Raw genomic sequence first — 13991 nt, forward strand, 5'->3', positions numbered from 1 at the left:
AGTGTCGCGGTCGCCTGGCGGTTGTGAGGTGTGGCGGTTGTGAGGTGTCGCGGTCGCCCGACGGTCGTCAAGGGTCGCAGAGAATCCCGGTATGAGGATCAGCATCCATCACGTCCGGCTGGGAGCCGCGGAGTTCCGGATCGTCCGCGCGGCCGATCCGCTCACCCGCGCACTGCTGGTCGACCAGGACCACTATCTGCAGATGAACATGGACGCGGGCGCCGCCCGGTACGTCGGCATGCTGTGGCTGCTGGCCGCGCGCTCGCGACGTTCGATCGTCTACCTGCCACTCCGCGGCGGCGCGATTCCTTCGGGCGGGCCGTTGACCGGGGAGGGCCCACTGGACCTGGTGCTGCTCCACCATTCGCTGCGGTTCAAGCCGCACCTTTGGAAACGGCTGCGCGCACGTCTCGGGCGAGGCGCGGTCGGCAGGGTGGGCGTCCTCCCGCCGGACCCGGCGGACGACGATGGGATCGATGCCGCCGCCCGGCGTCACCGGGAGTACCGCGATGTGTTCCACCAGCGTGTGCAGGCCGAAACGCTGTTCATGGTCGGCAGCGCGAAGGCGTTCCGTGGGACCGCGGACCTCTTCTTCGACCTCGTCCGCCACGGCCCGGGACATCGCAGTGCGGCGCCGTGGGACGCGCATTACTGCACCGAGCTCATAGGGGACGGCGTGCTGGGCAGAGCGCGTGAGCTCCACGTCGAGTACACCCCACGGTGGATCGGGTGACCCGGCACGCGCACGCAGCCGGCCGTGCGCGGCTTCGTCAGGCCTTGCCCCCACGCGGCGGAACGGCGGGGAAGACGGCGGCGAGCTTCATCGCGAACGATGCACCCACGCCGACCAGCGGGAAAGGCGGCGGCGAGCTTCATCAGGAACGGTCCACCCACGCCGCCGACCAGCAGGAAAGACGGGTAGCCGGCTTCATCACGAACGGTCCACCCACGCCGCCGACCAGCAGGAAAGACGGGTAGCCGGCTTCATCACGAACGGTCCACCCACGCGGCGGACCGGCGGGGAAGACGGCGGCGAGCTTCATCGCGAACGGTGCAGGCAGTTACGGGCCGGGCACCGGCGGCGGTCGGCGCTGTCCGATCTCACGGGAACTTGCGCGGGCTTCAGGGAGGTCGTGACCTCCTACTCTTGTACGCGTGGAGATCCGCGACCGAACCGCCGCAGATATGGACGCCTGCATACAGACCCTCTCCGAGGTCCAGGCCGCAGATCGCTACCCGGTGGACTGGCCCACCGATCCTGGCGCCTGGTTGACGCCAGAACGCCTGCTCAGAGCATGGATAGCGGTCGAGGCGGAAGCGGTGCTCGGCCATGTCGCTCTCAGCAGGGACATGGAGGTCACCCGGCTGTTCGTCGCCCCGACCGCCCGCGGCCGTGGCGTGGCCGCCCAGCTGCTCGACTTCGTGCGCACCGCCGTCCGGGCTCCACTCACGCTGCAGGTTTCTTCCGAGGGCACAGCCGCCATCAGGTTCTACGAACGGTCGGGTTGGCGCAGGGTGGGCAGCACCCGTGCCGCCTGGCTCAACGCGGCCGGTGAGCCGGCCCTGCTTCACCACTACGTGAGCCCGCCGGTCGGCTCCCCGCTCGATCCGCCGAGCAGCGGCCTGCCGTCCGAAACGGCATCCTCGAACGCGCCCACGAGCCGTCGTTGAGCGGGGCACTCATGCGTGGTCGCTGATGCTGACCCGCCAGATCAGCGCGATGGACCTCGCGTATGCGATCCGAGCCACCTGGCAGCAGGCATTCCACGATCATCGGCCGAGAGCTCTGTGAGACGGTTGGTTGCCGTCCACCTCGCCGCGCCAGACCGGATGGGATCGATGCCGTCGCACGTGTCGTTCGGGCCGGCGCGCCGTCAAGCTCACGGAGACAAGCGCCCCGCCGTGATCAACGAGACACAACGGGTCCACGTCGTGCACGCAGCACTCGAGTGGCGCGGAAGACCACGCGCTGACCGATCGCGAGGCGGGCCGGTGGACCGGGTGCGGTAGTGGGCCGGATGCGGGAGGGCGGCTGACCCGGCACGGAAGCGGACCGGATGCGAGAGGGCAGTGGGCGCCTTTGTCGCGGCCGGTGGCATGTGGGTGGACCGGGCGGGGGAAGGCGGTCGCTGCCTTCCCCCGTCCGATCCGCGTGCGGGACAGGGTTGCGCCGTGATGGAAGGTCCGCTACTTGCGGTTGTACAGGCGCATGGTGAGCGTGCCGAACACGGCGACGAGCAGGATGCTCGCCACCAGCACCCAGCCCAGCTCGGAGACGTTCGCCGAGCCGTCCATCAGGGAGCGGACCGCCGCCACCAGGTGGCTGATCGGGTTGATGTGGACGACGAACACCTGCAGCCAGCCCGGCATCGTGGCAGGGTCGACGAAGACGTTGCTGAGGAAGGTGAGCGGGAACAGGACCAGCATGCTCCACCCCATCACCGACTTCTCGCTGCGTAGGAGCAGGCCGAGCATCGTCCACAACCACGAGAACGCGAACGAGAAACCGACCAGCACCGCTATCGCCGCGACGGTGCCGGCCACGCCGCCATCCGGCCGGAACCCGAGGATCAGGCCGACGACGAGGATGACGGTCGAGGCCAGTACGTAGCGGAGCATGTCGCCCATGAGGTAGCCGACCATGGGGGCGGGCCGCCACATGGGCAGAGTTCTGAAGCGGTCGAAAACGCCTCGCTCGATGTCCTTGTTGACCTCGACGCCGGTGTACATCGTGATCATCACCACGCTCTGCACCATGATGCCGGGCAGCAGGAACTGCAGGTACTCCCCTGGCGAGCCGGCGAGCGCGCCACCGAACAGGAACGTGAACATCAACGTCATCATGATCGGGAACGCGGTGACGTCGAAGAGCTGCTCGGGCACGTGCTTGATCTTCAGCAGCGACCGCCAGCCGAACGTCATCGACGCCGACAGCGCGCTCGGCCGGTCGGGGCGGGCGGCCGGGGCGAGCACGGCCCTGAGCGTCTCGGCCACGGGGACGTAGGTGGTGCTGGTGGAGGTGTCGGTGGTCACGCTGCGATCTCCTTGTCGGTGATGGAGGTGTCGGTGGTCACGCCGCAGTCCCCTTGCCGGTGACAGGGGGTGTCGGTGGTCACGCGGCGGTCTCCTTCTCGGTGGCGGGGCGGTCGGTGAGGGCGAGGAAGACCTCGTCCAGGCTGGGCTGGCCGAGGGAGAAGTCGTCGACGACGATGCCGGCGCGCGCCAGCTCGCCCAGCGCCAGCGAGGCCTGCTCGGCGGCCGCACGCTCGCTGTCGTCGCCGGCGACCCGCGCGGTCAGCGCCACGGGGTCGGCCTCGCGATAGACGTGCGTGGCGAGCGCCGCCGACAGCAGCCGCTCGGCCTCGGCGCGCTGGGCGGCGTCGCGCAGCCGTACGTGGATCGCGCCTGCGCCGACGGAGGACTTCAGCCGGCCGGGGGTGCCCTCGGCGATGACCTTGCCGTGGTCGATCACCGCGATGCGGCCGGCGAGCCTGTCGGCCTCCTCGAGGTACTGGGTGGTCAGCAGCACCGTGGTGCCGTGGGCGACGACGACGCGGATGATGTCCCAGACCTGGTTGCGGCTGCGCGGGTCGAGCCCGGTCGTGGGCTCGTCGAGGAAGAGCAGGTCGGGAGTGTTGAGGATGCTGGCGGCGATGTCGAGCCTGCGGCGCATGCCGCCCGAGTAGTTCTTGACCAGGCGGTCGGCGGCCTCGGTGAGGCCGAACGCCTCCAGCAGCTCGCGCGCCCGGTCGCCGGCGGCGGGCTTGCGGTGGCCGAGCAGCCGGGCGAGCAGGACGAGGTTCTCCATGCCGGTGAGGTCCTCGTCGACGGAGGCGTACTGGCCGGTCAGGCTCACCCTGGCGCGGACGGCGTCGGCCTCGCGCCTGACGTCGTGGCCGAAGACCCTGGCCTGGCCGCCGTCGGGACGCAGCAGCGTGGCGAGCATGCGAACGGCGGTGGTCTTGCCGGCTCCGTTGGGGCCGAGCACGCCGTACACGATGCCCGCGGGCACGGCCAGGTCGAGACCGTCGACGGCGCGGTTGTCGCCGAAGGTCTTGACCAGACCGGAGGTTTCGATGGCTAGCTGTGTCATGATGTGTCGCTTTCTGTCGGGAGTTCAGGAGGCGAAGGGCCGGATGGCGCGGGCCTCGCGCAACGCGAGCCCCCACCACAGGAGCTGGTCGAGCAAGGTGGCGACGGCCTGCTCGCGTGCGTCGCTGCCGTACGGCCTGCCGCGGTCGTCCACGCCGTCGCCGAGCAGGTCGATCCCCACGCCGTCACGCACGGTGACGGCGTGCAGGCCGATGAAGACGGTCCGGAGCTGCTCCATGGCGTACAGCCCGCAGGACCCCGAGCCGTAGGAGACGAACCCGACCGGTTTGGCCTGCCACTCGTCGTAGGCGAAGTCGATCGCCTGCTTGAGCGAGGCGGGGAAGCTGCGGTTGTACTCGGGCGTGACCACGGCGAACGCCTCCGCCGCAGCCACCGCGGCCGAGAAGGCCCGCATGGCGGGGGTCGGCACGGCGGGGAAGGCTGAGGGGAAGGCGTAGCCGGCCAGGTCGAGGAGCGAGACCTCGAGGTCGTCGCGGAGCGCGGCGCGGGCGGCGAACCAGCGGCCGATGCCGTCACCGACTCTGCCCTCGCGTGTGCTGCCGATGATCACTGCCAGCCGTAGCGGGTCCGTCGCCTTCATCCCGCACCTCCCTTCAGGAAGGAGGCGCTAGATCGTCGCTAGATGGGATCTAGCGGAGCCGCCTGGCCAGGCCGCGGGTCATCCCGCGGAGCAGGGCGGGCCGGGGCGCGGCGATGGCCGACCCGCTGGAGGGGGTGAACCAGGGCACGGGCGACGGCCGAACCGTTGGAGCAGGCCAACAGGGGCCGGGGCGCGGCGACGGCCGAACCGTTGGAGCGGGCGAACCAGGGCACGGGCGACGGCCGACCCGACGGAGCAGGCCGACCGGGGCGCCGGGTGATCGGGGCGACGGCAGGGCGAGGGAGGCATGCGACGCACGCGAGCGCGCGAGGCCGGCGGGGTATGCGGGGTCTGTCGGATCCGGGTTGCCAGCCGGGCGCATCGGGCGCGGGGTGAGGCGGTACGAGCGCGGCGGTAGGAGGTGCGTTGCCGCCGGTCGCGAGCTAGTGCCTTATCAGGCACCGATTGCCCGGTAGCTTGCGACGCGCCGGTCGGGATCCGTTCCCGGCTGGCGCGTTCTCCATCCCCCGCTCCTCACACCGCAACGCTCTCCCGCGTAGGTGGAGTGGCACCAGCGACCGCCCACGCCGCCTCGATCATGCGGAAGATCTCGTCCACCGCGGTTCGCGGGTCGTCCGTTTCGCGGGCGACCGAGAAGGCGTCGACCACGAAGCGTGCGATCGCGCTGCAGGTCGGCGTGGTCTGCGGCAAGTCCAGGTCGGCGGCGATGGCCGTCGCCAGCGACCGGGCGTGGCGCTGTCTCATCGACTCCTCGTACTGCCGCAGCGCCGGTGATTCCTCGATCATGCGCCACAGCGGGGCGGCGCCCTCCGCCGTGCAGTGCTGCACCATGGCGTGGATCTCGCGGCGCAGGGCGGGGATGAGCGCCTCGTGCGGCCGACGGTCGGTGACCGCCCGCACGAGACGCTGCTCGAATTCCTCGTCCTGCTCGAAGACCAGGGCTTCCTTCGAGCTGAAGTGGGAGAAGAGCGTGGTCACGGCCACGTCGGCCGCGGCGGCCACCTCGCGGATGCCCACCGCGTCGTAGCCGCGCTCGGCAAACAGGCGCAGGGCGGTGTCGGCGATCTTCTGGCGGGTCGCGGCCTTCTTTCGCTCGCGGCGTCCTGGCTGCTCGGTCATGCGGTAACACTACCAGATGCGAAAACACAACCGTTTCAAAAAGCTAACCGTTAGTGCTACGGTCTGCCGCATGAAGAAAGTGAACTTCACCGAGTTCGGCGGTCCGGACGTCCTGCACATCATTGAGGCTGAGGAACCCCACGCGGGCCCCGGCCAGGTACGCATAGCGGTGCGGGCAGCAGGCGTGAACCCCGTCGACTGGAGAATCCGTGAAGGCCAGATCCTGAAGGCCCATCCGATCCGGCTGCCCGCCGGAGTCGGACTGGACGCCTCAGGAGTGGTCGACGAGATCGGGGAGGGCGTCGAAGGGTTCGACATCGGCGACCGCGTGTTCGGCGAAGGCGCTGACACCTACGCCGAGTTCGCCGTGCTCTCGGCCTGGGCTCGGATGCCCGACGGCCTGTCCTTCGCGGAGGCGGCCGGGTATCCCTCCGTGGTCGAGACCGCGCTGCGCATCATCGGCCAGGTCGGCGTCCAGCCCGGGCAGACGCTCCTTGTCAGTGGCGCCTCCGGCGGAGTCGGGTCCGCGGTGCTGCAGATCGCCCGCGACCGTGGCATCACGGTGATCGGCACGGCCGGTGCGGCGAACCAGGACTATCTGCGCAACCTCGGTGCCCTCGCCACGACATACGGCCCCGGCTGGGTCGACAGAGTGCGCCGGCTCGGTCCCGTCGACGCAGCCCTCGATCTGGCCGGCTCCGGCGTGATTCCCGAACTCGTGGAGCTGGCCCGGGACCCGCGGAAGGTCGTCTCCATCGCCGACCTCAGCGCGCCGCAGTTCGGCGTCCGGTTCTCCGGCGAGGCCGGAAGCGTGCCGGAAGCACTCGCCGAGGCCACCGCGCTCATCGCGCGGGGGAAGCTCCACATCCCGGTCGACAAGACCTACACGTTGGCCGAAGCCGCAAAGGCGCACATCGACAGCCGCGCCGGCCACACACGCGGCCGCCGCGTCATCCTCGTCTAGTGCCGCCTCAGGCGACGTTCGCCCTGGTGACGATCTGACGGAGGCAGACGTGGTCTGCATGCCGGTTCCGCCAGGTGATGTGGCGGCGGATCATGCTGCCCTGCTCCTTATGGCTGGCATGGCCGGTCCCGTCCAGCGCGAAGTAGCGCAAGGCGGTGAACTGCGCCTGGATGCGGTTGAGCCACGAGGAGTCGGTCGGGGTGTAGGCGATCTCGACGTTGTCGGCCTCGGCCCAGTCCGCCACCCGGCGGCATCGCTTGATGGTCAGATGCGGGGAGTAGTCGTCGCAGACGATCGCGATCCGCACGTAGCGTGGTCACCCCGACCCCGTGCCCGCCGCACCATCCGCAGCAGCCGACGACCCTCGTCGTCATCGATCTGCCGAACCTGGACCCGTTCCGCCATCGCTCAAGTCTGATATATCCGCCCCGTCGGCGGGACCCACCACACCGACAACGGCACTAGGGGAGCTTCCACCGCTCCAGGGTGGGGCGCTTGGGGTCGAGGCCGTCGCCCGAGGAGGTGCCGCGCAGGCGCCGGCTCATCCACGGCACCAGGAACTCCCGCACCCAGCGGGCGTCCTCCCGCCGCTTGACCCTGGGGTCGACGGTGCGGGCCGGCCACTGCCTGAGCCAGGAGTCGTCGCACGGTACCTCGAGCACGTCGAGCACCCTGGCGGCGACCAGGCGGTGGCCCTCCTCGTTCATGTGGAGCCGGTCGTCGCTCCACGCCCGCCAGTCGCGGATCGACTGCAGGGACCACTGGTCGACGACGCGGCAGCCGTACCGGTCGGCGATGGAGCGCACGTGCAGGTAGAAGACGGCGAACTTGCCGCGCATGCGCCGCATGAGCGGCGTGTCGCGCGGGTCGACGCCGGTGAACAACAGCACCTCGGCGCCCGTCGCGCGCAGCTCGGCGACGGCGCCGGCGAGCTTCTTGGCCATCCTGTCGGGGTCGCTGCCGGGCCGGAGCAGGTCGTTGCCGCCCGCGCAGAAGCTGACCAGGTCGGGCCGCATCGCGACGGCCGCCGGGACCTGCTCGGCGACGATCTGGTCGAGGAGCTTGCCCCGCACGGCGAGGTTCGCGTAGTGGAAGTCGGGCTCGAGTTGTGCCAGCCGTTCGGCGACCCGGTCGGCCCAGCCGCGGAAGCGGCCGTTCGCGCCGGGGTCGTTCAGCCCCTCGGTGAAGCTGTCGCCCAGCGCGACGAAGGAGCGGTAGCGGGTCATCGCACCAGGTCCGCGATGGCCCGCAGGGCCAGCACGTAGGACTGGAGCCCGAAGCCGGCGATGGTGCCGGTGGCGACGGCCGCCACGACCGAGGTGTGGCGGAACTCCTCACGCGCGGCGGGGTTGGAGATGTGCACCTCGATCAGCGGCGCGGTGCGCTGGGCGATGGCGTCGCGCAGGGCGTAGGAGTAGTGGGTGAAGGCAGCGGGGTTGAGGACGACGGGGATCTTGCCGTCGGCCGCCTCGTGGATCCAGCCGATCAGCTCGGCCTCGTCGTCGGTCTGCCGCACCTCGACGTGGAGGCCGAGCTCGCGTCCGGTCGCGACGCACAGCGCGCGCAGGTCCTCGAAGGTGGCGGCGCCGTAGACGTCGGGCTCGCGGGTGCCGAGGCGCGACAGGTTGGGGCCGTTGAGCACGTAGATCATCGAGCCACCTCGCGGTAGGCGGCCTCCAGCAGCTCCTCCGGCGGGTCCTCGAGCCGGCCGGGCCTGGCCAGGCCGTCGAGGACGACGAAGCGCTGCTTGGCGCCGCGGTTCTTCTTGTCGAGCCGCATGTGGTCGCGCAGCTCGGGCCAGGCGTCCTTGCGGTAGGCGGTGGGCAGGCCCACCGAGGTGAGGATGGAGCGGGTGCGCTCCACCAGGTCGGCGCGGCCCGCCAGGCGGGACAGCTCGGCGGCGTAGACCATGCCGATCGCGACGGCCTCGCCGTGGCGGATCTGGTAGTGCTCGGCACGCTCGATGGCGTGGGCGAGGGTGTGGCCGTAGTTGAGGATCTCGCGCAGGCCTGCCTCGCGCAGGTCGGCGCCGACGACGTCGGCCTTGACCTGGATCTTGCGCTCGATGAGCTGGCGGGTGTGCTCGCCCTCCGGCTTGGTGGCCCCTTCGGGGTCGTCCTCGACCAGCATGAGGATCGTCGGGTCGGCGATGAAGCCGCCCTTGATGATCTCGGCGAGGCCGGCGACGTAGTCGGCGCGCGGCATCGAGGGCAGCGTCGCCAGGTCGCACAGCACGCCGGCCGGCGGCAGGAAGGTGCCGACCAGGTTCTTGCCCTCGGGGGTGTCGATGCCGTTCTTGCCGCCGACGGCGGCGTCGACCATGGCCAGGAGCGTGGTGGGGACCATGACGACCTTGACGCCGCGCAGCCAGGTGCCGGCGACGAAGCCCGCCAGGTCGGTGGTGGCGCCGCCGCCCACGCCGACGACGGCGTCGGAGCGGCTGATGCCGTAGCGGCCGAAAGCCGACCACAGCTGGGCGGCGACCTCGACGGTCTTGGCCGACTCGCCGTCGGGGACGGGCAGCGCGACCACGTCGTAGCCGGCCGCCTCCAGGGCCCCGCACACGGGACGGGAGATCTCGGGCAGCGTGGCGGGGTGGACGACGGCGACGGTGCGCACGCCCTCGCCGAGCAGGCCGGGCAGCTCGCCCAGCACGCCGGTGCCGACGACGACGTCGTAGGGGCTGTCGCCGCGCACGGTGATGCGCGTGGCGCTCATGCGGGCAGCCCCTTCACGATCTCCTCGACCAGGTCGCCCGGATCGCGCTTGTCGGTGGCCACGGTGAGCACGGCGAGCCGTTCGTAGACAGGACGGCGCTCGTCCATCAGCTTCTTCAGCTGGCTGCGCGGGTTGAGCACCAGCAGCGGACGGGCCGAGCCGAGGCCGACCCGCTGGACCGCGTCGGCGAGCCCCACCTGGAGGTAGACGACGGTGTGCCCGTCGAGCAACGCCTGGGTGCCTTCGTGCAGGATCGCGCCGCCGCCGAGGGCGAGGACGCCGTCGTGCTCGGCCAGGGCCGTGCGGACGGCCTCGTGCTCGAGCTCGCGGAAGCGCGCCTCGCCGTCCTCGATGAAGATGTCGCTGACGGGCTTGCCCGCGACCGACTCGACGTCGGCGTCGGTGTCACGGAAGGCGACGCCGAGCCGCTCCGCCAGCAGGCGGCCGACCGTCGTCTTGCCCGACCCGGGAGGGCCGATCAGCACGGCCTTGGTCATTTGATCACCATGGATGAGAGGTAGCCGGACAGGTTGCGGGCGACTTCCTCGACGGAGTCGCCGCCGAACTTCTCCAGGGCCGCGTCGGCCAGCACCAGCGCCACCATGGCCTCGGCCACGATGCCCGCGGCGGGCACCGCGCACACGTCGGAGCGTTCGTGGTGGGCCTTGGCCGCCTCGCCGGTCTTGACGTCGATGGTGGCCAGCGCCCTCGGGACGGTGGAGATCGGCTTCATCGCGGCGCTGACCCGCAGCACCTCGCCGTTGGTCATGCCGCCCTCGACGCCGCCGGCCCGGTTGGTGATGCGCCTGACGCCGTCGTCGGTGGTGTACTCGATCTCGTCGTGGGCCTGCGAGCCGGGACGCCTGGCGGTCTCGAAGCCGTCGCCGACCGCCACGCCCTTGATGGCCTGGATGCCCATGAGCGCGGCGGCCAGGCGGGAGTCGAGGCGGCGGTCCCAGTGGGTGTAGCTGCCGAGGCCCGGCGGCAGGCCGTAGGCGAGGACCTCGACGACGCCGCCTAGGGTGTCGCCGTCCTTGTGCGCCTTGTCGATCTCGGCGACCATGGCGGCGCTGCCCTCGGGGTCGATGCAGCGCACCGGGTCGCCGTCGATGGCCTCGAGGTCGCCGGGGACCGGGAAGATGTTGCCTGGCGACTGGGCGGCGCCGATCGAGACCACGTGGCTGAGGATCTCGACGCCGAGCGCCTGCTTGAGGAAGCGCCTGGCGACCTCGCCGAGCGCCACCCTGGCCGCGGTCTCGCGGGCGCTGGCCCTGTCGAGCACCGGGCGGGCGTCGTCGAAGCCGTACTTCTGCATGCCGGCCAGGTCGGCGTGGCCGGGCCTGGGGCGCGAGCGGGGCGCGTTGCGGGCCAGGCCCTCCAGCTCGGCGGGGTCGACGGGGTCGGCCGCCATGACCTTCTCCCACTTGGGCCACTCGGTGTTGCCGACGCGGACGGCGACGGGGCTGCCGAGCGTGCGACCGTGGCGCAGGCCGCCGACGATGGAGACCTTGTCCTCCTCGAACTTCATCCGCGCACCGCGGCCGTAGCCGAGACGGCGCCGGCGCAGCGCCTCGTCGATGGCGGCCGTGGTCACCTCCACGCCCGCGGGCAGGCCTTCGAGGATGGCGACGAGTTCGGGGCCGTGGGACTCTCCGGCGGTCAACCAGCGCAACATGCTGACAAGTCTTCCATGTACGGAGCGGTGGGATCGCCATGGCTCACCAGGCGAGACAGAGCGCCCCGACGATCATGAAGGGCCCGAATGGAAATTCGGTCGACTTATCCGCCTTTTTCGTGACAAGGAGGGTGAGGGCGTAGAGCGCGCCCAGCAACTGGCCCGCGAGCGCCGCGGCGACCCAGGCGTTCCAGCCCACCGCGCCGGCGGCCATGCCGATGAGGCCGGCCAGCTTCACGTCGCCGAGGCCCATGGCGGTGGGCCGGACGAACCACAGCACGCCGTACAGGACCAGCAGGGCGAGGCCGCCGAGCAGCGCCTCGGGGAGCCGCCCGGTGGGCAGCAGGAGGAGGGCGAGGATCGGGTAGGACGGCAGGGTGATCAGGTCGGGCAGCCGCTGGGTGCGCCAGTCGATCACGGCGAGCAGGACACCCGCCGCTGCCGCGTAGAGCAGCGCGGGCAGGTACGCCGCCGGCATCCGCCAGGTGAGCAGCGCGAACACCGCCGCCGTGGCCAGTTCGACGGTCGGGAACCGCAGGGACGGCCGGCGGCGCAGGCCGCGCAGCACCCGCCGCGCCTCGGCGCGGGTGTCCACGGGGTCGGCCTCGAAGCCCTCGGCCAGCGCGCGCACGACGTACCCCACGACGAAGCCGGCCACCGCCGCCCAGACCACCACCCGCTCATCCTCGCGGGTGCGGCGGCGGCTGTCAGGTCCTTCCGTCACGGCCGTCGCGCGGAACGCCCCCCGCTGTCACGATGGCGTTGGACTCGCCCGTCGCGGACGCCCGCGGTCACGGCCGTCGCGCGGAACGCCGGCCGCGGTCACCCCTGCTGTCCCCGCGCGTCCGGTCAGGACCGGCGGGACCAGGGAAAGCGGCGGCGCCTGGGAGCGGGCGCGGGGGCGAAGCGGGCCACCGTCACCGACGGGCCCACGTCGTCGAGCCTGCCGGACTCGACCGCGGCCATCGCCTCCAGCACGCCGCCCTCGATGACGAACGGCACCGGCCCCGCCACGTCGACCACCACGGCCGCCGCCCCCTCGTGGACGGCCGCCTGGCAGACCTGCGGCGTCGTGGCCTGGATGGGCCGCGCGTCGGGCCGCCACCTGGTGAGCGCCTCGACGCCGGTGAAGGCGAGCACCGCCTCCCTGCCGTCCTTGCCGATCAGCTTGGGGAGCGCCATCTCGCTCTCCTTCTCCTGCTTGAGCCCGTGCTCGCCGACCTCGGACGAGGTCAGCAGCGCCACGACGGGCACCAGCAGCCTGGTGCCGCTGAGGGCCGACAGGACGGCGGTGGCGTCGGCCGTGCCGGAGGAGAAGGCGGTCAGCGCGGCGGCGACGGAGGCGTCGGCGCCGCCGTCGTCGCTGGGCACCAGGGGTTGCGGAATGCTCGGCACAAACGACCAGACTACCGGCGCATCACGTGTGGTCGCGGTGGACGGTCACCGGGCGGCGCCGCGTACAGTGAAGCACATGGGCATGATCGGAACGGTTGGCCTGGTCCTGCACCCCAGGCGTGACTCCGAGACGGCGATCCAGACGATCATCTCGTGGGCGGTCTCCAGGGGCGTCACGGTGCTCGGCCTGCCCGACGAGGTGGACCGCATCCACTGCAGCGCGATCGCGGTCGAACCCGAGGAGCTGTGCAAGCGCGCCGACCTGCTGGTCAGCCTGGGCGGCGACGGCACGATGCTGCGCACGATGCGGCTGATCGCGGGCCTGGAGACGCCCGTCCTCGGCGTGAACCTCGGCAAGCTCGGCTTCCTCGCCGAGATCGACGTCGACGAGCTGCCCGAGGCGCTGTCGGCCATCGACGAGCACCGCTACACGGTGGAGCCGCGCATGGCGGTGCGGACGACGCTGACCGACGGGCACGAGGTCACCGCCTTCAACGACATCGCGCTGGTGCGGGTGCCTGGCGACGGGATCGCCGCGGTCGCCGTCGCCGTGCAGGGGCACCCGTTCGTGCGCTACGCGGCCGACGCGGTCATCCTCGCCACCTCGACCGGCTCGACCGCCTACAGCTTCTCGGCGGGAGGGCCGATCGTCTCGCCGCTGGTCGAAGGGTTCCTCGTGGTGCCCGCCGCGGCGCACTCGACGTTCAACAGGGCGGTGATGCTGTCGGCCAACGAGCGGGTCACCCTGGAGCTGCTGCCCTCCAGCGGCACGCTGGCCGTGGAGGTCGACGGCATGGTGATGGGCCGGCTGTCCCCCGGCGACCGCGTGACCGCGACCGCCGTCTCGGGCGCCGCCCGGGTGGTACGGCTGGGCACGACGACCTTCTACGAGCGCGCCCGCCGTAAGCTCCGGGTCAACGGCAGCGCGGAAGTGGACTGAGCCATGCGGATCGCGGTGGCGGCCGACAGCCTCGACGGAGTGGCCGCGAAGCTGGTGCGGGAGCTGCGCGAGCGGGGCCACGAGGTGATCGCCCACGGGGCGCTCGACCCCGCCGAGCGTGACGACTGGGCGTGGGCCAGCGAGGCGGCGGCGCGCGACGTGGCCGAGGGAAGGGCCGACCAGGCGGTGGTGTGCTGCTGGACGGGCACCGGCGCCTCGATCGCGGCCAACAAGGTGCGCGGGGTGCGGGCTGCGCTGTGCGCCGACGCCTACACCGCCGACGGCGCGCGCAGGTGGAACGACGCCAACGTGCTGGCGCTGAGCCTGCGCGCGGTCTCCGAGCCGCTGCTGGCGGAGATCCTCGACGCGTGGTTCGCGGGCGAGCCCAGCGCCGATCCCGCCGACAGGGCCAACGTCGAGCACCTCGAGGCGCGATAGCGGCGCGGCCACCGCGCCCTGCCGGTGG

At 71.6% G+C, this 13991-nt stretch carries 17 protein-coding genes; 5 read left to right on the forward strand and 12 right to left on the reverse strand.

Annotated features, from left to right (window positions below):
- The first annotated feature begins 91 nt into the window (after window positions 1-91).
- Together ACWDLG_RS25120 and ACWDLG_RS25125 are read left to right on the forward strand one after the other, a co-directional pair.
- Window positions 92-733 (forward strand): hypothetical protein, encoded by a 642-nt coding sequence (locus tag ACWDLG_RS25120; RefSeq protein ID WP_449923970.1) that lies wholly within the window; start codon window positions 92-94, stop codon window positions 731-733.
- A 422-nt stretch (window positions 734-1155) separates the two neighbouring features.
- Complete coding sequence (locus tag ACWDLG_RS25125; protein ID WP_449923973.1) at window positions 1156-1671, forward strand: GNAT family N-acetyltransferase; 516 nt, start codon at window positions 1156-1158, stop codon at window positions 1669-1671.
- A 516-nt stretch (window positions 1672-2187) separates the two neighbouring features.
- Here ACWDLG_RS25125 and ACWDLG_RS25130 read toward each other — a convergent pair.
- The 4 genes from ACWDLG_RS25130 to ACWDLG_RS25145 form a co-directional block, all read right to left on the reverse strand.
- The gene (locus tag ACWDLG_RS25130) at window positions 2188-3033 is read right to left on the reverse strand and encodes an ABC transporter permease (RefSeq protein WP_354907456.1); all 846 of its coding nucleotides are present in this window, start codon (window positions 3031-3033) and stop codon (window positions 2188-2190) included.
- A 79-nt stretch (window positions 3034-3112) separates the two neighbouring features.
- A complete protein-coding gene (locus ACWDLG_RS25135; RefSeq protein ID WP_449923977.1) occupies window positions 3113-4093 on the reverse strand; it encodes an ATP-binding cassette domain-containing protein in 981 nt (326 codons plus the stop codon).
- A 24-nt stretch (window positions 4094-4117) separates the two neighbouring features.
- Entirely contained in the window at window positions 4118-4693 is a 576-nt protein-coding gene (locus tag ACWDLG_RS25140) for an NADPH-dependent FMN reductase (RefSeq protein ID WP_449923980.1), read from the reverse strand.
- Between the two features lie 534 nt (window positions 4694-5227).
- The gene (locus ACWDLG_RS25145) at window positions 5228-5833 is read right to left on the reverse strand and encodes a TetR/AcrR family transcriptional regulator (protein WP_449923983.1); all 606 of its coding nucleotides are present in this window, start codon (window positions 5831-5833) and stop codon (window positions 5228-5230) included.
- Between the two features lie 70 nt (window positions 5834-5903).
- Between ACWDLG_RS25145 and ACWDLG_RS25150 the strand changes: the two genes are divergently transcribed.
- Entirely contained in the window at window positions 5904-6797 is an 894-nt protein-coding gene (locus ACWDLG_RS25150) for an NADP-dependent oxidoreductase (protein WP_449924914.1), read from the forward strand.
- 7 nt (window positions 6798-6804) lie between these two features.
- Here the strand turns inward: ACWDLG_RS25150 and ACWDLG_RS25155 are convergent, their stop codons facing one another.
- The 8 genes from ACWDLG_RS25155 to ACWDLG_RS25190 all read right to left on the reverse strand — a co-directional run bounded on the left by ACWDLG_RS25155 (window position 6805) and on the right by ACWDLG_RS25190 (window position 12585).
- Window positions 6805-7104, reverse strand: coding sequence for a hypothetical protein (locus tag ACWDLG_RS25155; protein WP_449923986.1), 300 nt, complete (start codon window positions 7102-7104; stop codon window positions 6805-6807).
- Window positions 7105-7258: 154 nt separating this feature from the next.
- The gene (locus tag ACWDLG_RS25160; RefSeq protein WP_449923989.1) at window positions 7259-8023 is read right to left on the reverse strand and encodes an SGNH/GDSL hydrolase family protein; all 765 of its coding nucleotides are present in this window, start codon (window positions 8021-8023) and stop codon (window positions 7259-7261) included.
- The gene (gene aroQ, locus ACWDLG_RS25165; RefSeq protein ID WP_449923992.1) at window positions 8020-8448 is read right to left on the reverse strand and encodes a type II 3-dehydroquinate dehydratase; all 429 of its coding nucleotides are present in this window, start codon (window positions 8446-8448) and stop codon (window positions 8020-8022) included. The genes ACWDLG_RS25160 and aroQ overlap by 4 nt, the downstream gene beginning before the upstream one ends.
- A complete protein-coding gene (gene aroB, locus ACWDLG_RS25170; protein ID WP_449923994.1) occupies window positions 8445-9515 on the reverse strand; it encodes a 3-dehydroquinate synthase in 1071 nt (356 codons plus the stop codon). The genes aroQ and aroB overlap by 4 nt, the downstream gene beginning before the upstream one ends.
- Complete coding sequence (locus ACWDLG_RS25175) at window positions 9512-10012, reverse strand: shikimate kinase (protein WP_449923997.1); 501 nt, start codon at window positions 10010-10012, stop codon at window positions 9512-9514. Before ACWDLG_RS25175 ends, aroB begins: the two co-directional genes overlap by 4 nt.
- Window positions 10009-11190: a chorismate synthase gene (aroC, locus tag ACWDLG_RS25180; RefSeq protein WP_449924000.1), complete on the reverse strand. Its 1182-nt coding sequence runs from the start codon at window positions 11188-11190 to the stop codon at window positions 10009-10011. Before aroC ends, ACWDLG_RS25175 begins: the two co-directional genes overlap by 4 nt.
- Window positions 11191-11233: 43 nt before the next feature.
- Entirely contained in the window at window positions 11234-11866 is a 633-nt protein-coding gene (locus tag ACWDLG_RS25185) for a prepilin peptidase (protein ID WP_449924003.1), read from the reverse strand.
- Window positions 11867-12039: 173 nt separating this feature from the next.
- Window positions 12040-12585: an SseB family protein gene (locus ACWDLG_RS25190; protein ID WP_449924006.1), complete on the reverse strand. Its 546-nt coding sequence runs from the start codon at window positions 12583-12585 to the stop codon at window positions 12040-12042.
- Between the two features lie 76 nt (window positions 12586-12661).
- On the opposite strand from ACWDLG_RS25190, the gene ACWDLG_RS25195 reads away from it, so the two are divergent.
- Together ACWDLG_RS25195 and ACWDLG_RS25200 are read left to right on the forward strand one after the other, a co-directional pair.
- On the forward strand, window positions 12662-13525 hold the full coding sequence (locus tag ACWDLG_RS25195; RefSeq protein WP_354907469.1) for an NAD(+)/NADH kinase: 864 nt from the start codon (window positions 12662-12664) through the stop codon (window positions 13523-13525).
- Window positions 13526-13528: 3 nt separating this feature from the next.
- Complete coding sequence (locus tag ACWDLG_RS25200; RefSeq protein WP_449924010.1) at window positions 13529-13963, forward strand: RpiB/LacA/LacB family sugar-phosphate isomerase; 435 nt, start codon at window positions 13529-13531, stop codon at window positions 13961-13963.
- The last annotated feature ends 28 nt before the right edge of the window (window positions 13964-13991 follow it).

Source organism: Nonomuraea sp. NPDC003727, from assembly GCF_053586935.1.